Raw genomic sequence first — 25,138 nt, 5'->3', positions numbered from 1 at the left:
TCTATATGTTTACCCTTCTTTCGGCCGTCTTTATTGGCGGAGGTCTCGGCAGCGTACTGCGCTGGTATGTGAGTTTGAAATTAAGCGGTTCGTCGATTCATATCCCGGCCGGTACCCTGGCGGTCAATCTGGTAGGTGCATTTGTTATCGGCCTGTGCCTGGCTCTCTTCGTGCGCATGACGCATATCGAGCCGGCCTGGAAGCTCTTTATCACCACCGGCCTGTGCGGCGGTTTAACTACCTTTTCCACGTTCTCGGCGGAAGTGGTGACGTTAATGCTTAACGGGCAATTGATGTGGGCGGGATTGAATATTCTGCTGAATCTGGCGGGCTCGTTGCTCATGACTTCCGTGGCGATAGGATTGGTGCATATCCTCGGGCCGTCTGTGCCCTTAGAGTGAAAACTTTTCCCTCTTTAGAAACAACAAAACCCGCACAAGGCGGGTTTTTCAGGAAACCGGCTATATTTAAATAGCTGTTACGTCAGCGGCCGAAGGGCCTTTGGCGCCGTTAGTGATTTCAAACTCAACGCGTTGGCCTTCTGCCAGCGTTTTGAAACCGTTACTCTGGATAGCGGAGAAATGCACGAATACATCTTTGCTGCCGTCTTCAGGAGTAATGAAACCGAATCCTTTAGATTCGTTGAACCACTTAACGTTACCTTTAATCTTAGACATCAAACTTACCTTTAATAAAATGATAGACACTAACTCTGTGTCGTGTGTAGTACAGCAATTGGTAAGTCCTTTGTCCAGCTTAAGATCATCAAAACGTGATAAAAATACTTAAAATAAGATTTTCACCTGCAAGACATCCCCCCGCTGACTTTATATTCTTTCAAGCCGTGGATTCAGCCGTTCATCACGACTGAATCGAAGGGAAAATTACAGCCCGTAGACCAAGGCAATGGCGGTCTTGGTATCGGTATGTTTTGGTGCGCCATCAGGCGGAGCGCTGTTATAGGTCACGTCGTAGGTCACTTTCAGCGAGAAGCTTTTATTGATGGCCACGCTAAGACCGGTTTCGGAGTTCGCGGTAAGATCCGCGTTACCTAAAAGAGATACGCCCTGGATAAACTGGGTGGTATCGGTTAACTGATAGGTAAAGGACATTGCGCCATAGGCCAGCGCCTTGGTTTGTCTGCCGCCGCCTTCAAATTCGTCGTGCCGTACGCCCGGGCCGGCTTCCACCCGCAAATGCGAGATAGGACCGTTGAGCAATTGACGGCCATAGCCGGCGGTAGCGGTGGAGCGCGAGCGATAGCCGTTATAACGATCGCTTAGCCAGTTAGCCTGTCCGAACAGGAAGTTATCGGTATCCAGATTATGGCGGGCACGGGCACCGGCCTGATATTTTTCATCCGAACGTACATTATTGGAGGAGTCGTTAGCCGCTTCGCCCCAAATACTATAGGCGTTGGTGGGTTGAAACCACGTCATGGTGCTGCTGGCCGCCAGATTCGAGCTCGTGGTGTTGCCGGATTGCTTGTTGTAGCTTCCCAGGACATTACCATCAAAACTTTTTTTCGCGGTTGAAGGATCATCCAGCGCGGTGAAAATATCGGTATCAGCAAAAGTCGAAAAACTAGCCAGGGACATTCCCAGGATAGCTAACAGCGATACTGCCCGAGAGCGGCCATTGCGTAACATAATTTACCTATTAATAATTGGGGGGTATGAAACCAGCACATGTAAAGAAAGGTTGATAGTGTAGCGAATCAGAACAAAAGGTGTACCAGTAATTTTTTGTAATATTAGTAACAAATTTTAAACTTTACAGCTTTTGTTTAAATCCTGATAATGAAAGCACCCATGGAAATTAAAAAAAAAGCTTATTATTCAGCAGCTTTTTATATAAAACAACCAGCACGGGCCTTTACTTACGTTTGCACTATGTTTACATTAGCCGGGCCTGAGAGTTTCGGATTAATCTGAAATATAGTTTGTGTTCAGAATTGCTGGTTACTATACGCCAGATTTGCGCGAGCGCTCGCAAAAAATCAATTAACCGCGTATTTAAGCCTATCATCGGGTTAAAGTTTCAGGAACGTTAATGAAGTAGTTCAAATGTGAATAACGGCAAGCCCCCCAGGTTTATCTAAAAATCAACCAGTAAAAAATGCCGCCGCCTACCGCCCAGAACAGTGCGCTGAAGAGGAACACCATGACCCAGGATTTGTTATGTGTTATGTCCATCTTGGGATATTCTCTGACAATTGGTTTTGTATTCATGCTGCCAGTATAGAAATTACCCTCCACAAGTGATTGTTGGAAAAAGCGCCAAAATACGGTCTATATCGGCGAATTGAGACAATAACGGGTCAATAGCCGGGCGGCGGCGGCAAAAAATGGCTAAAACCAAAAAAATTCGACTTTCTCCCCTTGAGAAAAAGCAAGCGTCCGTCCCCCTGGGTTCAGGGGAGCGGTATGCGCAAGTCAGTCAGAGAGGGTCACAGGTAAAGAGAAAGTTCACCCGTGGGGCGGGTTTTAAAACGCCGGTGCATCCATAAATATTGATCCGGCGCCCGCATGATTTCCTGCTCGACGATTTTATTCATGTAGCAGGTGGCGGCCATTTCGTCATCCAGCGGATAATCGTCCAGCTGAGGCTGAATCAATAGCCGGTATCCTTTGCCATTCCTTTTGCGCAGTAATACCACCGGCACCAGCTTTGGTTTAGCCAGCCGGGCCAACGTGAAGGTGCCGCGGGTAGTGGCCGCGTGGCTTACGGCGAAAAACGGGGCGAAAATACTGCCGCGGGGGCCGTAATCCTGATCGGGAGCGAACCACACGGTCTCGCCCTGTTTCATTGCCTGTACCATGCCGCGCAGGTCCTTGCGATCCAGCATTGCCTTGTTGGACCGCATCCGGCCCCAGGTTTGCACCAGCTCCATCACCTTATTATTGTGGGGCCGGTACATAGCCATCATCGGCTGACACAATCCCATCGCCCGCCCGCCAAGCTCCAGCGACATGAAATGAAAGCCAATCACCATCACTCCCTGATTGTGTTCATTGGCCCGCTGCAGATTGTGCAACCCATAGACATCAAACCAGCGCCGCACTCTGGCATCGGACCAGAACCAGGCCATTCCGGTCTCAATCAGCCCCATGCCCGCCGAACGGAAGTTATTGATCACCATCCGCTCCAGTTTGGCCCGATCCATGGCGGGAAAGCAGAGTTCAAGGTTCCTGCGGGTTATTGCCGCCCGGCGTTTCAAAAAATGCATAGACATCCGGCCCAGCCAGCCGCCCAACTTATATAATGTCGGGTAAGGCAGCTGAACTAATAAAAAAAGCACGCCCAAACCGAACCATATCAGCCAATAGCGCGGATGCAGTAAGGAAAACGTAAATTTCTGGGGGTGTATCATTTTAGTTAAGCTTCATAATTTTATTGCGTGCCTTTTAAAAACCACCCTGGATTATTTGCTTACATAAAAGGCATTTTTTATCCTTGAAGATAAAAACTGACAATAACAGAAGCGAGCAGGACATTTTCTAACGAAGAAAAATTTGTTCGGAGTGATGCTAGATTACCATAATCCGCCTCGGGATTATCTTGAAAAATATTTATTAAACATACGCCGGCGCAGGATTGCCGCACAGCCTAACCGTCCGTACCGGCGTATAAAAGCTGTTTGCCGCTATAGCGGGCCGCCCTCGATGGTATCGGCCAGGCCGTCTATAATATGCTCTCCCGTTTCCCTTGCCAGGCTGCGGTACCAGTCTTCGGTGGCCGCCGGATCCTTGCCGTGCGTCACATCGCAGCGTTTGCGCGCTTTAAGCACCAGCGACCCGACGCGCTGCCGCCGGCTCTCCTGATAGCGACACAACGTATCCTCAATGCCCAGGGAATGGGTACGCAAAAGGTTGGCCAGTACTATCGCATCCTCCATGGCGGCGCAGCCCCCCTGACCGATATCCGGGGTGCTGCTGTGACCCGCGTCCCCCAGCAGGGCGACGCGTCCGCGCACTAATTGCTCCAGGGGATCGATATCATGTATTTCCACCCGATTGACGCCGGCGGGTTCAAGCCTGTCGATAAGCCGCTGCACCGGAGCGCACCAGCCGGCAAAATAACCGCGCAAATCTTCTTTCGCGGTATCGGACCGCTGTCTTAACCCTTGTGGAAGAGGAACATCGAAGAAGAAGTAAAAGCGCCCGCCTGCCACCGGCATCAACGAAACCCGTTTACCCTGCCCTACAAAAGTGGTCCATTGATCCGCCGGCGCGAGGCCGTTCTCGGCGGCAATCAGGCCATTCCAATTAACATACCCGGCAAAACGGCGTTCAACGGTATGACCGAGCACATATCCCCTGACGACAGAGTGTGCACCGTCGGCGCCAATCAGCAGATCGCCGCTGGCCGAGCTGCCGTCCTCAAACCAGGCGGTAACCTGCCGGCCGTCATCTTCCAGCTCCACCAAACGTTTGCCAAGGTATATCCGCTCCCGGCCGAAGGCGTCCAATAACAGTGACTGGAGCTCCGCCCGGGCCACCGGATAAGGATATTCCCCTACCCGCTCCACCAGAGGCCGCAAGCTGAATTGGGTCAAAGTCTCTCCGGTGCGGTAATCCCGGTAGGCCATGGCGGCCATATTCCCGCCAAGCGTCTTAATCTGTTGCTGAAGTCCAATGAAATTCAGGCACTTAACACCATTAGGCCAGATGGAAATGGCGGCGCCCACCGGTTTTATTTCTCTCACCGACTCGTAGATTTCCACCCGGCAGCCCATATTTTGCAGCGCTATGCCGGCGGTGGCGCCCCCCATTCCCGCACCAATAATGATTGCTTTCATCGCTTAGACCTCCACGGGACGTTGTACCGGGAAGAAGCAATTACGGTGCCATGTTCATAGTACATTGAAAATAATCAATTTATTACATGATAAATTCAATATGCCGTACCCGGAACATAACGTTGCACCGTAGACGGGCAGTGAAATCTTTGTTTCGCACCGTCTTGCAAACGGTGCAGCCCGCCATCGTTAGATCATGCCCGCGCTATGTCAGCCTTTGGTATTTCTCATTTGGGCGCCGCCGGATTTCTTATGTGACGTCTGGACATGGCGCACCGGGGCGGTTGGTGCGATTATCTGATAATCGCCATTGACGCTGGTGAGAAAGGCAGCGCATTCCGCGGTAGGGGCCTTAACCCGGCGCAGGGTCATATGGTCATATTTCATTTCACCGTTTTCCAGGACAATCTTATAGTTTTCGCTCTTGAAGGTAACGTTGTAATACTGCTCACCGGTCCAGTCCAGCTTGCCTCTTTTGGCAATGGTGCGTTGCCAGTGACGGCAATCCAGCGTATCGCCGGATCGGGTGATGATTAAACTTGCTACGGCCTCCGGACTGACTAGCCAGCTTTGCGGCCCGGTAGTGGTCCATACGCCGGCCAGCTCCTGGGGCGCGGGCGCTTTAATCACCTCGGCATAATCGGCGGTTCCCGCGCATCCGGTCAAAGCAGCCGCCAGCAGACCGGTGACAAAAATTTTCTTCATACCAGTGTCCTTGTTCAGTCGAAGCGGGATTTTAGCATTAAATGAAGGGGTTTGTTAAAAACGACAAGGGTCTTATGGCGCAATTTTGCGTTTTCTCCCAGTAGACTTTAAGATTTGTCAGCAATACGGCGAGGGATTTCGATAAAAAAAGATAATAAAAAACCCCGGAATTACCAGGGTTTAGAATGTTTCGGCTTAAGTAAGGTACCTGACTGCTCCGGCTTGCGCCATCATCGCTATCGCAGGTAGCCTAAGTCACCGGGGCTGTATATTACAGCGCAACAACGTTAGTTGCTGACGGGCCTTTCTGGCCTTGTTCGATATTGAATTCGACCTGTTGGCCTTCATCAAGGGTTTTGAAATCATTGCTTTGGATTGCAGAGAAATGTACGAATACATCTTTGCTGCCGTCAGCAGGGGTGATAAAGCCAAAACCTTTGCCTGCGTCAAACCATTTTACTGAACCGGTCATTTTGTTAGCCATTTTTGTTTCCTTTTTAGAGCCGCCATAAGGCGATTGTGGTCTGCTTATCGAGATTTACTTATGGGAGCACTAAAGAAGGAAATTCCTCGGAGAAGCGATAATTTGCAATACCGTTTAAATCGGAACAACTTTACTAAAATGACATTCATAAATAGGTCTGCTCTACAAACCGATAACGCTATTTACACATAGGGAGATCGTGATAGCAAGTTTTTTTCATTTTTATTTTTCATCCTTTTAACTTTCCAAAACAATTCCGTTGGGCTATGCATTGAGCAGGATACCGCGCTATGCAAATCGAAACAAAGCCGCACAACTCCTTGATAAATAGAGCTGATTAACGATGAAAGACGACCTCTTTCGATTTGCAAATCATCATGTCTATGGGGTACGGGCCGAGAATGGCTATTGAGTATCCGGAGGTATGATGGCCTTCAAAACGTCATGCCGGATGCGCAAGCCGTCATGGAAAAAGTGACATTCTTAAACGGAGACAATCTGGTCGGCAACAATGGAATAACCTCCGTTCCACTCCATGCGCCCGGTGACGGTCAGCCGTTCGCCCCGAAGATGCGCCATCAATTCGAGCGCCATGATATCGAAGCCCACCACGGTCAACGGGTAAGAGCTGCGCTTATCGCTTTCTGCCAGGATAGTTGCTTTCACCATGGGCCGCCCGGTATTGCCTTTGATACGGCTGGGAGATTTGGTGATGACGCCTGATAAAGTGGTGGTTATGGGGCTATGGTGATTTTCGGCTTGTTGCTGATTACTTGAATTCATGACAGGACACCTCCGCATTTTCATAAATTTGTCAGAAAGATTGTGTATTTTACCTGATTGCATCCCGCTTGTGTGAGCAATTGTGCAAGTAATGCCCAAAATTTAACCGAAAATATGCCCGTCCCGGCAGATTCTCGGTTATAGGCGCTTTGAATAATAGCCAAGCGCTCCTGCTTATTATACCCCCGCAAGGGATAGAAGTCCGCTGGTTCCGGTAGGCGGCGCAAACAAACCCTGCCCGCATCCCCAGCCAAAGGGCTCGCTCAGCTGCGGTATTTTTCAACCAGCGCCATGGCAATCGCTTCGGTTTGCGCGTCCGGCGTACCGGAAATATCCTCTGGTCTGAAATGCATCTGGAAGGCACTGATGGCGCGCCGGGTCTTGTCATCCGCCAGCCCGTTCTCAGGGATAGAGTAGCCATAGCGGGCCAGCGCTTGCTGGATTTTAGCCACCGGGGCCTGCTCATCATGCGCCCTCCCCGCCAGATGCCTCTCCACGCTCTCGCGATCGGGCCAGGCGCCGATGCCCCGGAGTGCCAGTTGTCGCCAGGGAAAGCAGGGACCGGGATCGTTTTTTCTCAGGGGAGCGATATCGCTATGGGCCACCACATTTGCCGGGCTTATTCCATAGCGGTGTATGATATCCCGCGCCAAAAGCGCCACCAGCTCAATTTGCTCTTCATTGAACGGATACCAGGTTTTCCCCCCCGCTTCCTCGCGAAAGCCCAGATTGACAATTTCAATACCGACGGAGGTGTCGTTAATATTGTTGCGCCCTTGCCAATGGCTCTCCCCCGCATGCCAGGCGCGTTTCTCTTCGGCGACCAGTTGCCTTGCCACCGGTTTGCCCCGGTTGATTTCCGGCGAAGAGTGCACCAGATAATGTGCGCTCACCTGACCCTGGGTCAATAAACGCAACGATTCCTGGTCGTCCGCGGCAGTGTAATGCATGACCAGAAAACGGATCCTCTCGTCCTGGCTGTTGGAGGAAACGGCGCTATCCGCCAGGTAGGCGCCCCGGTCAATCTGCCCTGGTTTCCCACAGCATCCTGCTAAAATTATTATCCAGAAATAAACAAATAATCTGCGCATTCGCACCCCTCATGAAAAAATCAGGATAAATTTTTCAACTTAAACGGGCCGGAAACGAGGAGAGGCAAAAACGGCTATAGGAATATTTCGTTTTTAACGGTAACCATATGTTGTATATTTATTAATATTTTGTTTCAAATGAAACAATTAAATGACATCCCTAATAAGTAATGAGAGAACAAATTAAATCGGGTGTTTTATTGCCTGCCGCCGCTTATTCAACTCGAAATTTTACTTAACTCACCCGATGATTGCCAACGACCGGCCTGATGGGTCGACGAGAGCCCCCCGAGGGGCATGGAGACTGGATTGGCCGATAAAAAAATATTTTAGCCAGTACAATGGAAAAAGGATGAAGAATTCAAATTAAATATATTTCAACGAATCAAGATCATCCGAAAAATAATTTGAGTTAAGTAGACCATTTTTCCATTCCTGCTATTTCAATACGTCTGTATATACCCTTTCCCCTGGCTAAAGAAAATGCAAATCCGGCCGTTAACCCTAGTGGCGCGCAGCACTGGCCGGGCTTGATCACCAGGTGATCAATTTTATTAAAGCGGCAATAGCGAAACAGTAAAGATGAAAATTAATATTTTAGTAACTTTATTCCCTCTATTATTATCTGCCTGTACCGCGGTAGGCCACTACAAAGTTGATCAAACGGCGGCAAGCAGAGCGGATTTTCATTTTGTCGGGATCCCGGTGCTGGCCGGCGCCATTGGTTCCAGTTTTCCACTTACCGCCAAATACAGTCTTACCGCGGGTCATGTGGCTAAGGTCATGATGGTCAAGGTAAAGGCCTATAATGCCCTGTGTGACGTGGCGATAATTTATCATGACAATACCGGCCGCAAATTACCCAAGCTTGAAAAAGCGGATAAAGGAGACAAGATCAGCCTTTACGGTTATAACGCCTATACGGCCATGCCCACCTCCTCATCCGGTGTGTTGAAGGAGTTCGGCTGGTGGGATAAGCCGGGCACCAGCTGTCTTTACGGGCTGAGCGATGCCGGCGGCGTGCCCGGCATGAGCGGCGGTCCCGTCTACGCGCAGGATGGCGCCATAGTGGGGGTATTCACCGCCACCCATCCCAAAAGAAATCAAACCATGTTTGTTCCCTATCAGGAAATCGCCGGCTGGGTAGATACAGAAATCAAGAGTTGAGCTTGTTGACAAAGCGCCCGGCCGAGACAGGCTGCCTTATCGAATCCGAGTACGTTTGTCACAAGTGTTGATTTCTTTTTGGCGATCTATGCTTTCATCTCAGGGCGGTTAAGCCGATATCAACCGGTTTTATTTCGTATCAATCGCTACGAAATAGCTTGACGCTATCTCCCCCCATGGTTATTTTCGTAGCGTTTACTATGAAAAATCTAGCGAACAATAACCATTGACCAGGAGGATCGGATGAGTCAGACGCTTCAAGGTAAAATAGCGTTGGTTACCGGCGGCAGCACCGGTATCGGCTTGGGTATCGCACAGGAATTCGTTCATCAGGGCGCATTCGTTTTTATCACCGCCCGCAGGCAACAGCAGTTGGATGAAGCATTGGCGCAGCTCGGAGATCAGGCGGTGGGCATCCGGGCCGATGTAGCGGATTTGGCCTCGCTGGACCGGCTTTTTGAACGGATAAAATCTCAAAAAGGACATCTGGATATCGTGGTGGCCAACGCCGGCGGCGGTGAATTCGCTGCCCTGGGGGCTATCACCGAGGAGCATTTTGATCGCACCTTCGCTATCAATGTCAAAGGCGTGTTGTTTACCGTGCAAAAATCGCTGCCGTTATTGGCAAAAGGCGCGTCGGTAATTTTGACCGGCTCTACCACCTCTGCTATCGGCGGAAAGGATTTCAGCGTTTACAGCGCCACCAAAGCCGCGGTGCGCAATTTCGCCCGCAGCTGGATTCAGGATCTGGCCGGCCAGGATATCCGCATCAATGTGCTGAGCCCCGGCCCCGTCCAGACCCCCGGCCTGCTGGGCCTGGTGGAGCCGGATCAAGAGGAGGGCCTGCTGCAGACCATGGCCTCCCTGGTCCCCCTCGGACGGGTTGGACAGCCGGCGGAAATCGGCAAAGCGGCGGTATTCCTCGCCTCGGACGCGGCAAGTTTCATTAACGGCGCGGAGCTTTTCGCCGACGGCGGCCAGGCGCAGATCTGAACCCGGCCCGCCGTTTCAGTCCGTCGGCCATGCCCTAAGGGCCGCATCCGCCATAGCCCGGGCTTGTGCCCGGGTCACGCCTTCCAAAGCCTTGATGGACATCCCATACAAAAAGGTCGCGTAAAAACCGGCCAATGCCGCCGCATCAGTGCCCGCCGGCACATCGCCTTCCGCTATGCCCCGCTCGATACGCCGCCATAACGCCAGCTCCGTTTGCCGACGGGCCTCGGTCACCGCCTGCTGCACAGAGGCCGACGCCGCGGAACAGTTGATGGCGGAGAGCGTCAGCATGCAACCGGGGGGCGTCAGGGGGTCGACCATGCTCTCAACCGCCTGGCTGAGAATGCGCGTCACCGCCCCTTTGGCGGTTTTTTCCTCCAGGGCATCTGCCTGGTAGCGCCCCGGCCCGTCGATATAGCGCTTGATGGCTTCCAGGAACAAATGCTCCTTATCGCCAAAGGCGCTGTAAATGCTCGGCGTGGTAACGTCCATAGCCTTGAGCAATTCCGCCAGGGAGGTGGTTTCATAACCGCGCAGCCAGAACAACCGCATGGCGCGATCCAATACGGTATCGCGATCGAACGAGCGCGGCCGGCCACGGGCTCTGGTGAGAGGGGTTTTACTTGTTTTCATAACGATCGATTGTAAATTATCCGGCCCACAGCGGCAAGCAGGCCTTTTGCCTCGGCAGCCGTCCTGCCGCCGTCCGGATTGGAATAACTTAGTCGCTGGTTATGATCGCTCTCTCATATCGACAAAATAAATGCAGTTAATATTGGTTTTAAGGCGTCTTCTTTTAAGAGATGGATAATAAAATTTGAATAACCATACATTAATATATCTGAAAATATAAGAATCAGGATTCAATTGTTCTTCATTCATTACGTAAGAATTATTAATATCTACTCCATTGATGAAAATTAATTACCGATTATTAGCTTCACAGAAATCAATATTTAATTTATTTTCTCTTTATGCTTAGCTAAGAGAGCAAAACATTCAATACAAAGCCGATAGTAGCTTATTAAGAATCCATCCAGGGCATTAATAGTGCTCCCCATGTCATGCACGTTAAATAACAGGTAAAACTATGTCCAGAACATTTGTTGTCATTGCCATTAGCATGGCGTTATTAAGCGGCTGCGCCAATAACCGTACCTCTTCCGGCGATACCTTTACCGCGGCGCAGGCCAGGCAGCTTCACATCGTTACCTATGGCACATTGATCTCGGTCCGTCCCGTCACTATCCAGGGAGGAAGCGGCGAGAATGTCCTGGGGACCGTGGGCGGCGGCGTCATCGGCGGCATGCTCGGCAATCAGATCGGCGGAGGTAGCGGACGCAGGCTGGCAACCGCCGCGGGCGCGGTGGGCGGCGTCGCGGCGGGCTCGGCCATGCAAAGCGCGGCCAATCGCAGTAGCGGCGTGGAACTGGAAGTCCGCCGGGACGATGGATCCACCATTATCGTGGTCCAGGCACTGGGCACCAGTCAGTTCCATGTAGGCCAGCGCGTCGCCGTGGCTACCAACGGCAGTACGACGACAGTTTCACCGCGCTGATCAGGGGAACATATATGGTTGCCAGAGTAATTTATAAATGGACTATCCGTTTTTTTTGGGTACTGGTCATTTTTGCTGTTGCGGTGTTTAGTCTGCGCGTTTATGAAACGCAAAGCGGGCCGCAATTACAGCTTTGGCATACCTTTGTGCCGGATGATATGCAGGCTGAAGCCATTGATAAAGCCAGCTGGAATAGCTATATCGAAGCGGAGGATGAACTATTCCAGAGCGTTCGCAAAAATGTAACCGATAAACTGGCGCCGGATGTCAAAACTTCCCTTAACCGCTATTATTCCGGCAGTCCCATATACCCCGATCGTTTTGCTACCAACTGGAACCGGTCATATATTATGAAGCCCGACGGCGCGCCCAAGGGCGCGGTGGTATTGCTGCACGGTTTGACGGATACCCCCTACAGCCTGCGCCATATCGCCGAAAATTACCGCCAGCGGGGCTTTGTGGCCGTCGGCATCCGTCTGCCGGCCCATGGCACGGTACCGGGCGCCCTGACCAAGGTAAAATGGCAGGATTGGACGGCAGCGACCCGGCTGGCGGTACGTGAAGCAAAAAAGCTGAGCGGCAGGGATCTGCCTTTGCATATCGTCGGTTTTTCCAACGGCGGCGCGCTGGCGATGAAATACACCTTGGATGCCTTGGATGACCCGGCTTTGGCAAAACCCTCCAGGGTCGTTCTGATTTCGCCTATGATCGGCGTGACACGCTTTGCCCGCTTTGCCGGCATAGCCGGCTGGCCGGCTTTTTTCCCGGCATTTGCCAAAGCCGCCTGGCTGGGGATCGTGCCGGAATTCAATCCTTTCAAGTACAATTCATTTCCGGTGAACGCCGGCCGGCAATCATTTGAGCTGACCCAGGTCCTGCAACGGCAAATCGCCCGCGACGCCCGTGACAATAAGCTGGCGGCATTGCCGCCGGTATTGACTTTCCAATCGGTAATGGACTCTACCGTCAGCACCCGCGCGGTTATCACGGCCTTATATGAACAATTACCCGCCAACGGCAGCGAACTGGTATTGTTTGACCTGAATCAGACGGAAAACTTCGGTCCTTTGCTCAGAACTTCGTCCTACACCGCCCTAGGCCGTTTATTGCCGCCGGCGCCGCGCCGCTATACCACAACGGTGGTCACCAATATTTCCCGCAACAGCCTCTCCACCCTGGCGCGAACCACGCTTGCCGGACAGACGAATGAAACCGTGGAGCTCCTGGGCATAGAGTATCCGGCGGATATCTTTTCACTATCCCATGTCGCCTTGCCTTTCCCCCTGTCCGATTCCCTGTACGGCCGCTATCCGGACCCGCGCAATCAGTATGGTATCAGCCTGGGGGCTTTCGCTGCCCGCGGCGAACGTTCGGTATTGGTGGTGGGGCTGGATTCGCTGATGCGCCTTGCGTCCAATCCTTTTTTTCCCTATATGCTCAAACGCATCGATAACAAGATTGAGGAATAGGCAGGATCATGACATTCAAGAACCGTACCGGCCTGTTGCTCTGTTCCTTACTCTTAGCGACATTGGCAAATGTCTCCTCCCCGTTGTGGGCCGCGCCTTTGCCGGCGGTGACCGTTGCGGTGATCGAGCAGCGGACGCCGCTGCGCTCGCTTTATTATCTCGGGCGGATAGAGGCCATCCAGGCGGTGGATATCACCACACGTACGGAAGGCTTTATCGCCAGGCGTGATTTTAGCGAAGGACAGATGGTGAAAGCCGGCGACCCGCTGTTTGAAATCGATTCGGCGTTGCACCAGGCCGCCGTGGCTCAGGCGCAGGCGCAGCTCGACAGCGCCAAGGCCACCGCCCGCCTTGCCCAGCTCAACCTGAGCCGCCAGCAGCGCCTTGGGGAACAGCGATCCGTCAGTCGCGCGGACGTAGACGCATCCCAGGCGCAGCGGGATACTTCCGGCGCGGCGGTGGCCCAGGCAGAGGCCAATCTGCGCATACAGCGGCTCCAGCTGGGCTTTACGCTGATAGCCGCGCCGATCGCCGGACGCATAGGCCACAGTAATTTCAGCGTCGGCAGCCTGATCAATCCGGCGAGCGGTTCGCTGGCGCATTTGGTCCAGCTCGATCCGATCCGGGTCGCCATCGCCATCAATGAACGGGATTACATCGCCGCGGCAAACCGGAAAGACGCCGATGCCGATGATTTCTCCCACAGCGGCTACACCCCTCATCTGCAGCTGGCTAACGGCATGGATTATCCTGAACCGGGGGTCTTCGAATCGGTGGATAACCGCATCGACAGTCAGACCGGCACGGTTACCGTGCGGGCGCGCTTCGCTAATCCACGCCATCTGCTGCTGCCCGGCGGGGTAGTGAACGTGACGCTCACCGCCGGCCGCGCCGATCCGGTGGTGATGGCGCCCATCGCCGCATTACAGCAAAACCGCGAGGGCTTTTTTGTCCTGTTGGTGGACAAGGAAAACCGGGTGGAAGTCCGGCCGGTGGTCATCGGCGATCAGTTCGAACAGGAGTACCAAATCAAACAGGGACTTGCGGCCGGCGATAGGGTGATTGTCGAAGGCCTGCAGCGGGTCCGGCCCGGCATGGTGGTGGATGCGACGACGGCGGCGACGGCAAGCCTGGCGCCGGTTGATCCGGCGGATGGTGACTAGGAGACGTACCGATGCTGCTTTTTTTTATTACGCGTCCCAAATTCGCCATGGTCATCGCGGTGGTCATCACGCTGATTGGCGTGACGGCCCTGAAGGCCATTCCGGTGGAACAGTTTCCGGATATCGCGCCGCCGGTGGTTTCCGTCTCCGCCCTGTATCCCGGCGCCAGCGCCCGGGACGTCGCCGAGGCGGTGGCTTCCCCCATCGAAGCCCAGGTCAACGGCGTCAGTCACATGCTGTATATGGAATCCAACAGCGCCAGCAGCGGCGGGTACCAACTGAACGTGACGTTCGCCAGCGGCACCGATCCGGATATGGCGGCGGTGGAAGTGCAAAACCGGATTTCCCAAATCAGCTCGCAGCTGCCGGCGGAGGTGAATAACAGCGGCGTCTCGGTACGCAAACGTTCTTCCAATATCCTGCTGGGGGTCAACATCTTTTCCCCTAAACAGACGCTGGACACCCTGTTTCTCAGCAACTATTCCAGCCTGCGTTTACGGGATGCCCTGGCCCGTATCGACGGCGTGGGCGACGTGCAAATTTTCGGCGCGCGGGATTACAGCATGCGGGTCTGGCTGGACCCACGCCGGATGGAATCCCTGAACGTCAGCGTACAGGATATTATCCAGTCCTTGCAGCAGCAGAATATCCAGGCCGCGGCCGGCCAAATCGGCTCTCCCCCCAATCCTTCCGCCCAGCAGCAGACCTTGACCATCAGCGGACAGGGCCGTTTGCAGGATGTCCGGCAATTCAGCCAGGTGATTATCCGTACCAATGCCGAGGGGGGGACCGTACGCCTGGGAGACGTGGCCCGAGTGGATCTCGGGGCGCAGAATTACCAGGTGAATTCAACGTTGAATGATACTGATTCTACCTTTTTAGGCGTGTACCCTACGCCGGGTTCCAACGCTCTGGCGGTGGCCGGCGCGGTAAGAACGGAAATGGCCCGTCTGGCCCGCGACTTCCCGGACGACATGGCCTATTCCATTAATTACGACTCCACTGCCGCGGTTACCGCCACCCTTGACGAGATTGTCATCTCGCTGATACTGACCCTGGTGGTGGTCTTGGTCGTGGTCTACCTGTTTTTACAAAGCCTGCGGGCCACCTTTATTGTGGCCCTGACCATCCCGGTTTCCCTGCTGGGCACCTTCGCCGTATTATTCGCATTCGGCTATTCCGCCAATACCCTCAGCCTGTTCGCCATTATCCTGGCGCTGACCGTGGTGGTGGACGATGCCATCGTCGTGGTGGAAAACGTCGAGCGGCTGCTGTCCCAGGATGAAACCCTGACGCCGGCACAGGCCACCGGCAAGGCGCTGGTACAGATAGCCGGCCCGATAATCGCTACTACGCTGGTGCTGATGGCGGTGTTCGTGCCCATAGCCATACTGCCGGGAATTACCGGTTCCCTGTACCGGCAATTCGCCGTTACCCTCTCGTCGGCGGTTATTCTGTCCAGTATTAACGCCCTGACTCTGACTCCCGCGCTGTGCGTCTCGCTGATAAAACGGCGTGAATTGCCCACCAGGGGTTTTTTCGGCGGCTTTAATCGCGGCCTGGACCGGGTACGGGACAAGTATGTCGGCATTACCCTCTCTATCAGTAAACGGGCGGCCACTTCCGTGGTTATTTTGCTGCTGGCGGGTTTCGCCACCGTGTGGGTTTACAGCCGGCTGCCCGCCTCCTTTCTGCCTGAAGAAGATCAGGGTTATTTTTTTGTTAATGTACAATTACCGGACGGGGCGTCGCTGGATCGCACACAGCGGGTTATGGATCGGGTTTACCGGCAGGTGACGGGGAACCCGGCGGTGGCGAATGTCATCAGAATTACCGGCTTCAGCCTGCTCAGCGGCGGGGATGCCACTAATACCGGCTTAATGTTCGTGCTGCTTAAACCCTGGGGACAGCGTCAGCATGTCGATAAGGTACTGGCGGATATCCAGCCGCGCCTGGCCGCCATTCCGGCGGCAATGATCATGGCCTTTAATCCGCCGGCCATCAGCGGCCTGGGCAGCGCTTCCGGTTTTGATCTGCGGATACAGGCGCTGGAAGGACAGTCTCCCCAGGCCTTGGCACAGACGGCCGGCGGAGTCATCCTGGCGGCCAATAGCAATCCATTGCTAAACCGGGTCTTTACCACCTTCAGCGCCGCGGTGCCGGAAATCGGCCTGAGCATTGATCGCGATCGAGCCGCTCTGATGCAAGTGCCCGTCAGCCGCATTTTCGCTACGCTGCAAGCTTCCATGGGCGGGGTGAACGCCGGGGACTTTACCCGCAATAACCGCTTATTTAACGTGCAGCTGCAAAATGATATGAATGACCGGCAGCGGCAGGAGCAGATCGGACAAATCAACGTGCGCAGCGACAGCGGCGTCCTGGTCCGGCTGGCTAATCTGGTGCACCTTACCCCCACCCTTGGAGCGCCCTTTATCAGCAATTTTAATCAGTTTCCTTCGGTGTCGGTGAGCGGTTCCGCTGCCGAAGGCGTTACTTCCGGTCAGGCTATGGGCGCCATGGAGGAGCTGATGCGGCATCAGCTCCCGTCGGGTTACGGTTATGCCTGGAGCGGTATGTCATGGCAGGAGCAGCAAGCCGGCGGCCAAGCTGTAGTGATTTATGCAGCGGCGCTGGTTTTCGCCTATCTGTTTTTGGTGGCGCAATATGAGAGCTGGAGTATCCCGCTGGTGGTGATGCTGTCGGTCATCTTTGCCGTAGCCGGCGCCGTGGCCGGTCTTAAGGCCATGGGTTTCGCCAATGACGTTTATGCGCAGATAGGGCTGGTGCTGCTGATAGGGTTGGCGGCCAAAAACGCCATATTGATTGTCGAGTTTTCGAAAGCCCGGCGCGAAGAGGGGGAAACCATTGCGCAAGCGGCCCGGGACGGCGCTTTTCAGCGTTTTCGCGCCGTTATGATGACCGCTATCTCTTTTATATTCGGCGTTATGCCGCTGGTATTCGCCAGCGGCGCCGGCGCCATGAGCCGCAGAATTATCGGCATAACGGTGTTCGGCGGCATGTTGATGGCCACCGTCGTGGGAATATTAGTCATCCCCGCGCTTTATCTGCACATCCAGCGGCTCAGGGAATGGGTAAAAAAATAGCGCCCGCGCCTTTGGCGGTAATGCAAAGGCGCGGCGTTAACAAGTGATAAGCTATTTTGTATGACAAATACCCCCAACAACACCCTATTGTCAGCTACTCCCCAGCACAACCTACAGACGTTCTAGGGTAGAGCAAGAGCGGTATAAAAGGCAGATGAGATCCGGTCCTCAAAGAGAGTGATGCGATCAAAAAAACCGCTATTCTTTACGCGAGCTTACAAATATGAACAGTCAGTCACAACAAGCACACGTGAAATGGCCCATGCTCATCGCAGTTGAGAACGGTAGGAGGTGACTATGTATCTGGATAATCAGGATTTCAATGTCATATCCGCTTTGGCAATCGCCCTTGGCATTATCGGCATATTTTGTATCTTGATAGATTGATGATAAGGCCAAGCCCATAGTTCGGAAGATACCGGACATATAAAATAGCGGGATTGTAGGGCCTATTAAAATGGATATTGAAATGGTCACGGGGTGGGAATATATCAAATTGATCTATTCCCTCGGGGCTGCCGCCGCTGGTTTTTTAACATTCAGGGTCAGTTGCGACCCTTCGATAAAAATTCGTCTACTCTGCTCGGTATTGATAGCCCTCACCTGGCCGCTGAGTTTCCCCATTGTCCTGGCGCTCCTGCTGTTTTAACGCTCCTTTTTTACCTATAGCCTACAATAAATAGAGCTGGATATAAATCCAGCGTAGATCTACTCTGCTTACCCGTCTTGGACGGCGGGTTTTTTGCCGGAAAATGCGTGGGTCTTTTTTATTCCTTTATTCCAGCCAGCGTCGGAAAATCAATGAAGTGTTAATGCCGCCGAACGCAAAATTATTAGACTGGATAAAAGGCGTCTCAAGCAGGCGCGGCTCCCCCATGATGTAATCCAAATCGCCGCAGTCTTTCGCCGGACAGGTCAGATTCAGCGTCGGCGCAAACCATCCTTCACGCATCATCTCTATGCTCATCCAGGCTTCCAGCGCGCCGCAGGCGCCCAGCGTATGGCCGAAAAAACTTTTCAGGGAAGAGATGGGGGCGTGATTGCCGAATACCGCCGCCGTAGCCGTGCTTTCCGCCACATCGCCGCGATCGGTGGCGGTGCCGTGGGCGCTGATATAACCGATATCCGCCGCCCGCAGACCCGCGATACGCAGCGCCCCTTCGATACAGACCTGCATCGTTTCATGCTGCGGCTGGGTAATATGCGCCGCATCGCAGTTGGTGTAAAACCCCACCAGCTCGGCATATATGGTGGCGCCGCGCGCCCGTGCGTGTTCCAGCTCCTCCAGAATCAGCGTGCCCGCTCCTTCTCCTATCACCAGGCCGTCCCGGCGGGCATCGAAAGGCGCAGGGGTGCTTTTAGGCATGTCGTTACGCTGGCTGGTGGCAAACAGCGTGTCGAATACCGCCGCTTCAGACGGGCAAAGCTCCTCCGCCCCGCCCGCCACCATCACGGTTTGATAGCCGTGCCGGATGGCTTCCCATGCGTAGCCGATGGCCTGGCTGCCGGAAGTACACGCGCTGGAGGTGGGAATCAAGCGGCCGCGCAGGCCGAAGAACAGGCTGGTATTTACCGCGGCGGTATGGGACATCATCTGCACATAGGTAGTGCCGGTAATATTATTGGTGTGTTTCTCCGTCAGCATGGTGGCGAACTCGCTAACCGGCCCGGTGCTGCCCGTTGACGAACCATAGGCGATGCCGGTTTCGCCATTGGTAAGCACCGGTGAGTCCAGCAGGCCCGCCTGCGCCAGGGCCAATTCGGTGGCCCGGGTGGCCAGCAGCGAAACACGGCCCATGGAGCGGATACGCTTGCGGGTGTAGTGCTCCGGCAGGCGAAAATTGTCGATTGGCGCGCCAAGCAGGGTATGCAGCCCGTCGTAAATTTCCCATTCCGGCATCTTGCGCACAGCATTCAGACCTGAGCGCAGACCCTCGGACACGCTCTGCCAGGACTCGCCGAAGGCGGTCACTCCGCCCATTCCCGTTACCACGACGCGCCGAATCACAGCATACCTCCGTTGATGGATATCACCTGCCGGGTAACATAGCCGGCTATATCGGACATTAAATAGCTCGCCAATCCCGCGACTTCATCCGGATGCCCCATCCGCTTCATCGGAATCATGTGCATCGCTTCCTCAAGGGCCGCTGCCTCCATCTGGATCATACCGGTATCTATTAGGCCCGGAGCAATGCAATTGACGGTGATTTTACGCTTGGCCAGCTCCACCGCCAACGCCCTGGTGGCGCCGATGATGCCTGCCTTGGCCGCGCTGTAGTTCACCTGGCCGCGATTGCCCATCAGTCCGGATACCGATGACAAGGTGATGATGCGCCCGCCGCTGCGTAAACCAATCATCGGCATGACGCAAGGCTGGATCACATTATAGAAACTGTCGAGATTGGTATGGATGACCTGGTCCCAGTCTTCGTCGCCCAGGGCCGGGAAAGCGCCGTCGCGGGTGATGCCGGCATTGCTGACAACGCCGTAATAAGCGCCGTGGCGTTCAATGTCCGCCTCGATAGCCGCCCGGCACGCCAGGCGGTCGGCCACATCAAAACCCAGAATGCGCCCCGCGCCGCCGGCCGCTTCTATACGGGCCAGCGTATCCTCGGCCCCCGGCCGGTCGCGGTGGTAGTGCGCCACCACCAGAAATCCGTCGGCCGCGAGACGCAGCGCAATCGCCTGCCCAATGCCCTTACTGGCCCCGGTCACTAACACTGAACATGACATCAGCTTTTGCCCTGTTGTAGAAGTTGTTGTAATTCATGGTCGTCGGGCTGATAAATATTCAGCCTGCCGCCGGCATACCGTTCGCCGTCAACGGATATGGCTCCCTCGAAGCTGCCGATTTTTTCATCGCGCATCAATAATTGAACCTGTACGTCCAGCATGGCGCCGGCGGGAAAACCAGCGGTTTTGCACTGATATCCCCGCCCGCCCAGCAGCATGCCCGGCCGTGGCGCGGCGTTAAACAGACGGCGGCCATGCCAGCCGGACCAGACGCCGATGGTCTGGGCAAGGATCTCTATGCCGAACCAGGCGGGCAGTTGCCCACCGGCGTTCAGGAACGGTCCCAGCACCGTATCGCGGCCGACGCGTACGCGGCAATGGGCGCGATCCTCGTCAATCAACAGCACTTCGTCCAGCAGCACCATGGGCGCACGGTGCGGTAGATAATGCTCGACGGATAAATACTCAGCCATCGGTCCTTCCCAGAATCAGGCAGGCATTATTGCCGCCAAAGGCAAATGAATTGGACAACATCACGGGATGCGCGGGCCGCGCCGGCGCGGTAAGCAAGCCGAACGGCGGCAGGGTATCATCGATGTCGCTTTGTGAAAAATCCTGCGGCGGCAGGGCTGATTCCCGCGTCAGCAGCAGGCAGCAGATTGCCGCCTCGCTGATTCCCGCCGCGCCCAGGGTATGGCCGGTGAGATGTTTGGTGGAACTGCCGGGCACCGCGTCGCCGAAAATGTTATGGATGACCCCGGCCTCTATCCGATCGTTCATTCGCGTCGCCGTACCGTGCAGGTTGATGTAGCCCACATCGCCGGGCCGCAACCGCGCCTGCTTCAGCGCCATGGCGATCGCTTGAGACGCCCCGACGCCTTCCGGATGGGGAGCAGACATATGATAGGCATCGGATGATTCGCCGACCCCCAGCAGCGCAACGCAGCCGGAATGGCGGCCAATGAGCATCAACGCGGCGCCCTCGCCAATGGTGATGCCGTCGCGCTGGCGGCTGAACGGGCTGCAGCGCCCGGCGGAAAGGGACTCCAGGCTGTCAAAACCGTTCAGCGGCATGCGGCTCAAGGTATCGGCGCCGCCGACGATGGCCGCATCCGCCAGCCCGCACTCAATCACGCGCTGCCCGCTTATCAGCGCGCGCGCGCTGGAGGTGCAGGCGGTGGAAATGGTATAGGCCGGCCCGCTCAACTGCAAAAAACCGGACAGGAAGCGGGAGGGATCTCCCAGCTCTTGCTGGGCATAACGGTAGCTGGACAAATGATTGGCGACATACTTATCCGCCTCATCCAGACCGGAGGTACTGCTTCCCAGGATGACCGCCACGCGATGGGCGCCGAAGCGGGCGATAGCCTCATCCACCTCCGGCCGGATCTGGGCCAGGGCGGCCAGCAGCAGCTGATTGTTGCGGCTGCGGTGTTCGGCGAAAGCCGGAGGAATGTCCGGGAGGTCCCCCGCCACCCTGCCGGTCCAGCAGGGTTTATCATGCAATAGCCAGCCACGGTCCGGCCTCATGCCTGGGGCAATCCCAGCGGCCAGATTGGCGGCGATGTCGTCCAGATTGTTACCCAGGGCGTTCAGCATGCCCACAGCGGATATAGTGATCATACTAACTATCCAGGTGTTGGATGACGATATGGTAACCAAAAGCGAACTGCTGCACGCTGATGGGCTCGCGCTGATTATGACGGGTCATATAACGAATTTCAGTGACCAGCCTGCCGCCGTCGTCGCGGAGCTGGCGCGTGTCGCCGCTATCCCGCAGCGTCCAGCCGGCCGGCAATTGCCGCCGCCACGTCTCCACCGGCCAATGGCTGAGCATGATATCCAGCAGCACCTGGCTGGCGGGGGGCATCTCCGGCAGCACGATAGACTGCTGGGTATGAATGCCCTGCCCGTCATAGGTCACCAGGAACAGGCGGATCCCGATGGAAGAGAGCCCCGCCAGGGACAGTTGCCGCTCATCGGCGTTCAGCAGCACCAGCAGCGATTGCTGTTTGCCTTTGAAGGTGCCGGTCAGCAGCTGTTGCTCGCTGACGGCGGGGCTGATGCCCGGCGCCGGCAGGGTGACGCGCACGCCGGGTTTAAGCCACGCCTGCGGCCGGCCCTGATCGGGATGGCTTGCACAGCCGGCCAGCACCAGCGCGCACAGCAGAACTATCCGGCGTCTGAACGATGTCATTTCCTTTTTCCTTTTGAATCGGGCACAACCAGCGGCGCCAATAGAAATGCGGTAAAAATACCGCTGCACAGCACAATGCCGAAGCTGCTTATCGCCTGGGTGCTGCTGAAAACCAACATGCCCAACGTTAACAGCGTAGTACACATTGCCATGGTCACCGCCAGCAAAGAGGTCATCGCCGTGCCGCGGGGATTGCTGAAAAACAGGGTATAGTTGATGCCGATACCCAGCACCAGCAGCAGCGCCAGCAGGGAAAACAGATTCAGCGGGTGCCCGCTCAATGCCAGCGCCGCCAATCCGCTCCCCAGGGACAGCAGGGAGGGCACGATGCTGATTAACCCCCGGCGCGGGCCGAGGCGCGCGATATAACTCAGGGCAATCACCGCCACGGCAGCCGCCAGCAGCCAGCCAAGCATCACCCGGTAAAAGCCGAACAGCTCATCAAACGCGCTTTTACGATCGATCCAGGCGACTCCCGGCAGGCTCTCCGCCAGGCTGGACAGCGCTTTGCCCTGAACGGCGCCGCTCACCGGCACCAGCACGCCGCTTTCACCGGAGGGCAGCGACAGCCATAACAGGCGCCAGCCTTCGCTCAGGGGGCTGCCGAGCCAAACCGCCGGCGTCACCGGCATCGGCCGGACATCCGCGTCGGCGACATCCGCCCCGGTCTGCCGCAATCCTTGGATAACCGCAGGGGCCGCGGCGGCGATCAGCTGCGCATCGCGCTGCTGCTGCGCCAGGGATGACAACGGCAGCGAATGCCAGCTTTTCAGCCAGCCTTCCTGCCGGGCCTGCGCCAAGCGGGGAACAAGGCCCTCCAGCCGTTGCAAGGTTTGTTCAGGGCTGTCGCCGTACACCACAAACCAGGTTTGATCGGCGCTTTGTCCGGTCAGCGCGGTAATCTGGCGCTCCTGCTGCAACAATCCGGCGGGCATGGTCTGCAACTGGGAAATATCGTCGTTAATCTTAAGGCGCGCCCCCCCCGCCAGCGAGAAGACGGCAACCGCCAGCGGCAGGCCGAAACGCACCCAGGGATTGCGGCGCCAGGCCGCCAGCCAGCGTGCCATCAATACCATTGCAGGCAAAGGCCGAACCGGCAATCCCCGCACCAGATAGGGATACCAGCACACCACGGTCAGGCACGAGGCGGTCAACCCCGCCGCCGCGAATACCGCCAGCTGCTGCAGGCCCGGAAAAGGCGCCAGCGCCATGATCAGGTAAGCGGCCGCCGCGGTGGCCAGTGCCGGCAATAGGGCCGGCAGGACTTTTCTCAGGCTTTCCAGCGGCGGCGCCGAACCGCCGTGCACCATGCGTTCGGTCAGATAATACAAGGTGTAGTCCGCTGAGATCCCGACGATGCTCAGGCTCATGACCAGCGTCATCAGATGCAGTTCGCCGAACAGCCACAGCGTCACCACCGTGCCGGCGAGGGCGCCGATGCCGACCGACAGCCCGCAAAGCCACAGCGGCCGGGGGGATCGGAACAGGGCGAACACCAGCAACAATACGCCGCCAAGGGTGGCCGGACCGAGCCTGGACACGTCATGCCGCGCCTGCTGGCTGGCATAATCGCTAAACAGCACGGTGCCGCGCGTTAATACCTGCGCCCCGGGGAATCGCGTTTTGAGCTCGGTTTTTAATTGGTCCAGATCGGCCACCAGTTGCCTGCCCTGGGCCATATCAAACGAATCGCCGCCAAGTTCGCCATGGAGGAAATACCATACCCGGCCCTGGGCGTCCCTGACCGTCAGCCAGCCTTGGGACAAACCCAATCCGCCGGCATTACCCTGCATCGCCAGCTGCGCCCCGCGCACCAGCAGCAGGGGATCGCCGTGCAGTTCCCGGCCGCTGACGCCGGCAAAAGCGGAATAAAGCTGCGCCAGAACCCAATCAGCCTGGGCCGAGCCGCCCTGCGCCAGGCGCGCGCGCGTGGCGCCGTCCACCAGGCCGTTGCGGTGTTCAAAGGCGAATTTTCCCCATGACTGCTGCTGCGCCTCGTCGACGGGGCCCGCCAGGTTTTGCAGCAGCGGCAAAGCCCGCAGCCGGTGCAGCCACCAGGCGGCGACGGCGGAATCGTCACTGGCCCCCGGGCTGACCAGCCAGACCATTTGCCGGTCCAGCCGCCGCATGAAACCTTGCTGCAAAGCCGGCGGAATATCCCCCATGGACTGCTTGGGCAACAGGGCCAGCACGCTGCTGTTGATCTGCGCCCGCGGTAGCAGCAGTGCGGCGGCGATCAGCAGGGCGATACAGATGACTCCCCAGGCGACGGCCCCACGGCGGTGCCAGTCAGAATACGAAGCGCTGCTGTTCGTCATCGGTTAACGTCCGTGGTGTTAAGCGCTGATTGCTCAGGGTAATAGTGGTCAGGTCTCCCTGACGATCGTTGAGCTCGATACCTTCCAGGTAGTCGCGTCCGCTGAGGGTGATGGTATGGAAAAGCTTATCCAGCGGTGAGGTTTTCGGCGTCAGCACCAGACGCCACCCCTGTTTGCCCAAATCGGTGAAATCGGTGGTGAAATTCTGCTCCAGCACCTGGCGGTCCGCCTGGAACAGGGCGCGCAGCAGATGATTGAACTGAAACATCTGCGGATTGCTTTCGGCGGTGACAATCTGGGGCGGCTGATTGTTCATCACCTGCACCATACGCTTATCATCCAGCAGCAGGGTCAGGGCAAAGGGGCGCGCCTGGTGCCACCACAGCCCTTTATCCCGGGCGATCAGCAATTGACCGCTGGATACCAGTGGTTTTGCCATGCCCGCTATAGCTCGGGATTGGGTGAAATCGGCGCGCACCACCGGTTGAAGACTGAATCGCTGCTGCAACTGGTCCAGAGTCACGCCCTGCACGGCGCAGCTGAACAGCGCCAGGATGGTGATAATCATC

General features: G+C 55.9%; 23 protein-coding genes and 1 pseudogene. 8 read left to right on the top strand and 16 right to left on the bottom strand.

Going from position 1 to position 25,138, the window contains the following annotated elements:
• The first annotated feature begins 5 nt into the window (after positions 1–5).
• On the top strand, positions 6–401 hold the full coding sequence (gene crcB / locus ACL2XJ_RS14955; RefSeq protein WP_413723682.1) for a fluoride efflux transporter CrcB: 396 nt from the start codon (positions 6–8) through the stop codon (positions 399–401).
• A gap of 66 nt (positions 402–467) precedes the next feature.
• On the opposite strand, the gene cspE is transcribed toward crcB, so the two are convergent.
• The 8 genes and pseudogenes from cspE to ACL2XJ_RS14915 all read right to left on the bottom strand — a co-directional run bounded on the left by cspE (position 468) and on the right by ACL2XJ_RS14915 (position 7,864).
• Positions 468–677, bottom strand: coding sequence for a transcription antiterminator/RNA stability regulator CspE (gene cspE / locus ACL2XJ_RS14950; protein ID WP_025244663.1), 210 nt, complete (start codon positions 675–677; stop codon positions 468–470).
• 207 nt (positions 678–884) lie between these two features.
• Positions 885–1,649 carry a YdiY family protein gene (locus ACL2XJ_RS14945; RefSeq protein WP_132922848.1) on the bottom strand — a complete coding sequence of 255 codons (765 nt, stop codon included), beginning with the start codon at positions 1,647–1,649 and terminating at the stop codon, positions 885–887.
• Positions 1,650–2,449: 800 nt separating this feature from the next.
• A complete protein-coding gene (lpxP, locus tag ACL2XJ_RS14940; RefSeq protein ID WP_132922849.1) occupies positions 2,450–3,373 on the bottom strand; it encodes a kdo(2)-lipid IV(A) palmitoleoyltransferase in 924 nt (307 codons plus the stop codon).
• Positions 3,374–3,646: 273 nt separating this feature from the next.
• On the bottom strand, positions 3,647–4,801 hold the full coding sequence (hpxO, locus tag ACL2XJ_RS14935; RefSeq protein ID WP_413723681.1) for an FAD-dependent urate hydroxylase HpxO: 1,155 nt from the start codon (positions 4,799–4,801) through the stop codon (positions 3,647–3,649).
• Between the two features lie 321 nt (positions 4,802–5,122).
• Positions 5,123–5,506: pseudogene (gene yedD, locus ACL2XJ_RS14930) on the bottom strand (lipoprotein YedD); the annotation flags it as partial.
• A 271-nt stretch (positions 5,507–5,777) separates the two neighbouring features.
• Positions 5,778–5,990: a cold shock domain-containing protein gene (locus ACL2XJ_RS14925; protein ID WP_132922852.1), complete on the bottom strand. Its 213-nt coding sequence runs from the start codon at positions 5,988–5,990 to the stop codon at positions 5,778–5,780.
• A 483-nt stretch (positions 5,991–6,473) separates the two neighbouring features.
• The gene (locus ACL2XJ_RS14920; protein ID WP_132922853.1) at positions 6,474–6,773 is read right to left on the bottom strand and encodes a hypothetical protein; all 300 of its coding nucleotides are present in this window, start codon (positions 6,771–6,773) and stop codon (positions 6,474–6,476) included.
• Positions 6,774–7,036: 263 nt separating this feature from the next.
• Positions 7,037–7,864: an N-acetylmuramoyl-L-alanine amidase gene (locus tag ACL2XJ_RS14915; protein WP_413723680.1), complete on the bottom strand. Its 828-nt coding sequence runs from the start codon at positions 7,862–7,864 to the stop codon at positions 7,037–7,039.
• A gap of 582 nt (positions 7,865–8,446) precedes the next feature.
• On the opposite strand from ACL2XJ_RS14915, the gene ACL2XJ_RS14910 reads away from it, so the two are divergent.
• Together ACL2XJ_RS14910 and ACL2XJ_RS14905 are read left to right on the top strand one after the other, a co-directional pair.
• Complete coding sequence (locus tag ACL2XJ_RS14910; protein WP_413723679.1) at positions 8,447–9,031, top strand: trypsin-like peptidase domain-containing protein; 585 nt, start codon at positions 8,447–8,449, stop codon at positions 9,029–9,031.
• A 243-nt stretch (positions 9,032–9,274) separates the two neighbouring features.
• A complete protein-coding gene (locus ACL2XJ_RS14905) occupies positions 9,275–10,024 on the top strand; it encodes an SDR family oxidoreductase (protein ID WP_413723678.1) in 750 nt (249 codons plus the stop codon).
• A gap of 15 nt (positions 10,025–10,039) precedes the next feature.
• Here ACL2XJ_RS14905 and ACL2XJ_RS14900 read toward each other — a convergent pair whose 3' ends face one another.
• Complete coding sequence (locus ACL2XJ_RS14900) at positions 10,040–10,657, bottom strand: TetR/AcrR family transcriptional regulator (RefSeq protein WP_413723677.1); 618 nt, start codon at positions 10,655–10,657, stop codon at positions 10,040–10,042.
• A 457-nt stretch (positions 10,658–11,114) separates the two neighbouring features.
• On the opposite strand from ACL2XJ_RS14900, the gene ACL2XJ_RS14895 reads away from it, so the two are divergent.
• The 5 genes from ACL2XJ_RS14895 to ACL2XJ_RS14875 all read left to right on the top strand — a co-directional run bounded on the left by ACL2XJ_RS14895 (position 11,115) and on the right by ACL2XJ_RS14875 (position 17,967).
• A complete protein-coding gene (locus ACL2XJ_RS14895) occupies positions 11,115–11,582 on the top strand; it encodes a glycine zipper 2TM domain-containing protein (RefSeq protein WP_132922859.1) in 468 nt (155 codons plus the stop codon).
• A gap of 14 nt (positions 11,583–11,596) precedes the next feature.
• The gene (locus ACL2XJ_RS14890) at positions 11,597–13,051 is read left to right on the top strand and encodes an alpha/beta hydrolase (protein ID WP_413723676.1); all 1,455 of its coding nucleotides are present in this window, start codon (positions 11,597–11,599) and stop codon (positions 13,049–13,051) included.
• Positions 13,052–13,059: 8 nt separating this feature from the next.
• Complete coding sequence (locus ACL2XJ_RS14885) at positions 13,060–14,214, top strand: efflux RND transporter periplasmic adaptor subunit (RefSeq protein WP_413723675.1); 1,155 nt, start codon at positions 13,060–13,062, stop codon at positions 14,212–14,214.
• A gap of 11 nt (positions 14,215–14,225) precedes the next feature.
• On the top strand, positions 14,226–17,318 hold the full coding sequence (locus ACL2XJ_RS14880) for an efflux RND transporter permease subunit (RefSeq protein ID WP_413723674.1): 3,093 nt from the start codon (positions 14,226–14,228) through the stop codon (positions 17,316–17,318).
• 457 nt (positions 17,319–17,775) lie between these two features.
• The gene (locus ACL2XJ_RS14875) at positions 17,776–17,967 is read left to right on the top strand and encodes a GhoT/OrtT family toxin (protein WP_243701448.1); all 192 of its coding nucleotides are present in this window, start codon (positions 17,776–17,778) and stop codon (positions 17,965–17,967) included.
• 126 nt (positions 17,968–18,093) lie between these two features.
• On the opposite strand, the gene ACL2XJ_RS14870 is transcribed toward ACL2XJ_RS14875, so the two are convergent.
• From ACL2XJ_RS14870 to ACL2XJ_RS14840, 7 genes are read right to left on the bottom strand one after another with little or no spacing between them, the layout of a single operon-like run.
• The gene (locus ACL2XJ_RS14870) at positions 18,094–19,326 is read right to left on the bottom strand and encodes a beta-ketoacyl-ACP synthase (protein ID WP_413723673.1); all 1,233 of its coding nucleotides are present in this window, start codon (positions 19,324–19,326) and stop codon (positions 18,094–18,096) included.
• Entirely contained in the window at positions 19,323–20,054 is a 732-nt protein-coding gene (locus ACL2XJ_RS14865) for a 3-ketoacyl-ACP reductase FabG2 (protein ID WP_413723672.1), read from the bottom strand. The genes ACL2XJ_RS14870 and ACL2XJ_RS14865 overlap by 4 nt, the downstream gene beginning before the upstream one ends.
• Complete coding sequence (locus ACL2XJ_RS14860) at positions 20,054–20,527, bottom strand: 3-hydroxy-fatty acyl-ACP dehydratase (RefSeq protein ID WP_413723671.1); 474 nt, start codon at positions 20,525–20,527, stop codon at positions 20,054–20,056. The genes ACL2XJ_RS14865 and ACL2XJ_RS14860 overlap by 1 nt, the downstream gene beginning before the upstream one ends.
• Positions 20,520–21,677 carry a beta-ketoacyl-[acyl-carrier-protein] synthase family protein gene (locus ACL2XJ_RS14855; RefSeq protein WP_132922865.1) on the bottom strand — a complete coding sequence of 386 codons (1,158 nt, stop codon included), beginning with the start codon at positions 21,675–21,677 and terminating at the stop codon, positions 20,520–20,522. The genes ACL2XJ_RS14860 and ACL2XJ_RS14855 overlap by 8 nt, the downstream gene beginning before the upstream one ends.
• 1 nt (position 21,678) lies before the next feature.
• Positions 21,679–22,251, bottom strand: coding sequence for a DUF3261 domain-containing protein (locus ACL2XJ_RS14850; protein ID WP_203522353.1), 573 nt, complete (start codon positions 22,249–22,251; stop codon positions 21,679–21,681).
• Positions 22,248–24,569, bottom strand: a complete 2,322-nt coding sequence (locus ACL2XJ_RS14845; RefSeq protein ID WP_413723670.1) for an MMPL family transporter — start codon at positions 24,567–24,569, stop codon at positions 22,248–22,250. The genes ACL2XJ_RS14850 and ACL2XJ_RS14845 overlap by 4 nt, the downstream gene beginning before the upstream one ends.
• A complete protein-coding gene (locus ACL2XJ_RS14840; protein ID WP_413726897.1) occupies positions 24,541–25,137 on the bottom strand; it encodes a LolA family protein in 597 nt (198 codons plus the stop codon). Before ACL2XJ_RS14840 ends, ACL2XJ_RS14845 begins: the two co-directional genes overlap by 29 nt.
• Position 25,138 lies beyond the last annotated feature (1 nt).

Source organism: Sodalis sp. RH16, assembly GCF_047324245.1.
Lineage (GTDB): Bacteria > Pseudomonadota > Gammaproteobacteria > Enterobacterales > Enterobacteriaceae > Acerihabitans > Acerihabitans ligni.
The sequence above is the reverse complement of the archived record's forward strand: the minus strand, read 5'-3'. Positions and strand labels throughout refer to the sequence as shown.

Excerpts from the sequence above, each read along its gene's own strand:
- lpxP (WP_132922849.1), bottom strand. The coding sequence starts at position 3,373 with ATGATACACCCCCAGAAATTTACGTTTTCCTTACTGCATCCGCGCTAT.
- ACL2XJ_RS14910 (WP_413723679.1), top strand. The coding sequence starts at position 8,447 with ATGAAAATTAATATTTTAGTAACTTTATTCCCTCTATTATTATCTGCC.
- ACL2XJ_RS14850 (WP_203522353.1), bottom strand. The coding sequence starts at position 22,251 with ATGACATCGTTCAGACGCCGGATAGTTCTGCTGTGCGCGCTGGTGCTG.
- ACL2XJ_RS14845 (WP_413723670.1), bottom strand. The coding sequence starts at position 24,569 with ATGACGAACAGCAGCGCTTCGTATTCTGACTGGCACCGCCGTGGGGCC.
- cspE (WP_025244663.1), bottom strand. The coding sequence starts at position 677 with ATGTCTAAGATTAAAGGTAACGTTAAGTGGTTCAACGAATCTAAAGGA.
- ACL2XJ_RS14905 (WP_413723678.1), top strand. The coding sequence starts at position 9,275 with ATGAGTCAGACGCTTCAAGGTAAAATAGCGTTGGTTACCGGCGGCAGC.
- ACL2XJ_RS14895 (WP_132922859.1), top strand. The coding sequence starts at position 11,115 with ATGTCCAGAACATTTGTTGTCATTGCCATTAGCATGGCGTTATTAAGC.
- ACL2XJ_RS14890 (WP_413723676.1), top strand. The coding sequence starts at position 11,597 with ATGGTTGCCAGAGTAATTTATAAATGGACTATCCGTTTTTTTTGGGTA.
- ACL2XJ_RS14945 (WP_132922848.1), bottom strand. The coding sequence starts at position 1,649 with ATGTTACGCAATGGCCGCTCTCGGGCAGTATCGCTGTTAGCTATCCTG.
- ACL2XJ_RS14865 (WP_413723672.1), bottom strand. The coding sequence starts at position 20,054 with ATGTCATGTTCAGTGTTAGTGACCGGGGCCAGTAAGGGCATTGGGCAG.
- ACL2XJ_RS14875 (WP_243701448.1), top strand. The coding sequence starts at position 17,776 with ATGGATATTGAAATGGTCACGGGGTGGGAATATATCAAATTGATCTAT.
- crcB (WP_413723682.1), top strand. The coding sequence starts at position 6 with ATGTTTACCCTTCTTTCGGCCGTCTTTATTGGCGGAGGTCTCGGCAGC.
- ACL2XJ_RS14925 (WP_132922852.1), bottom strand. The coding sequence starts at position 5,990 with ATGGCTAACAAAATGACCGGTTCAGTAAAATGGTTTGACGCAGGCAAA.
- ACL2XJ_RS14885 (WP_413723675.1), top strand. The coding sequence starts at position 13,060 with ATGACATTCAAGAACCGTACCGGCCTGTTGCTCTGTTCCTTACTCTTA.
- hpxO (WP_413723681.1), bottom strand. The coding sequence starts at position 4,801 with ATGAAAGCAATCATTATTGGTGCGGGAATGGGGGGCGCCACCGCCGGC.
- ACL2XJ_RS14855 (WP_132922865.1), bottom strand. The coding sequence starts at position 21,677 with ATGATCACTATATCCGCTGTGGGCATGCTGAACGCCCTGGGTAACAAT.
- ACL2XJ_RS14900 (WP_413723677.1), bottom strand. The coding sequence starts at position 10,657 with ATGAAAACAAGTAAAACCCCTCTCACCAGAGCCCGTGGCCGGCCGCGC.
- ACL2XJ_RS14840 (WP_413726897.1), bottom strand. The coding sequence starts at position 25,137 with ATGATTATCACCATCCTGGCGCTGTTCAGCTGCGCCGTGCAGGGCGTG.
- ACL2XJ_RS14920 (WP_132922853.1), bottom strand. The coding sequence starts at position 6,773 with ATGAATTCAAGTAATCAGCAACAAGCCGAAAATCACCATAGCCCCATA.
- ACL2XJ_RS14860 (WP_413723671.1), bottom strand. The coding sequence starts at position 20,527 with ATGGCTGAGTATTTATCCGTCGAGCATTATCTACCGCACCGTGCGCCC.
- ACL2XJ_RS14915 (WP_413723680.1), bottom strand. The coding sequence starts at position 7,864 with ATGCGCAGATTATTTGTTTATTTCTGGATAATAATTTTAGCAGGATGC.
- ACL2XJ_RS14880 (WP_413723674.1), top strand. The coding sequence starts at position 14,226 with ATGCTGCTTTTTTTTATTACGCGTCCCAAATTCGCCATGGTCATCGCG.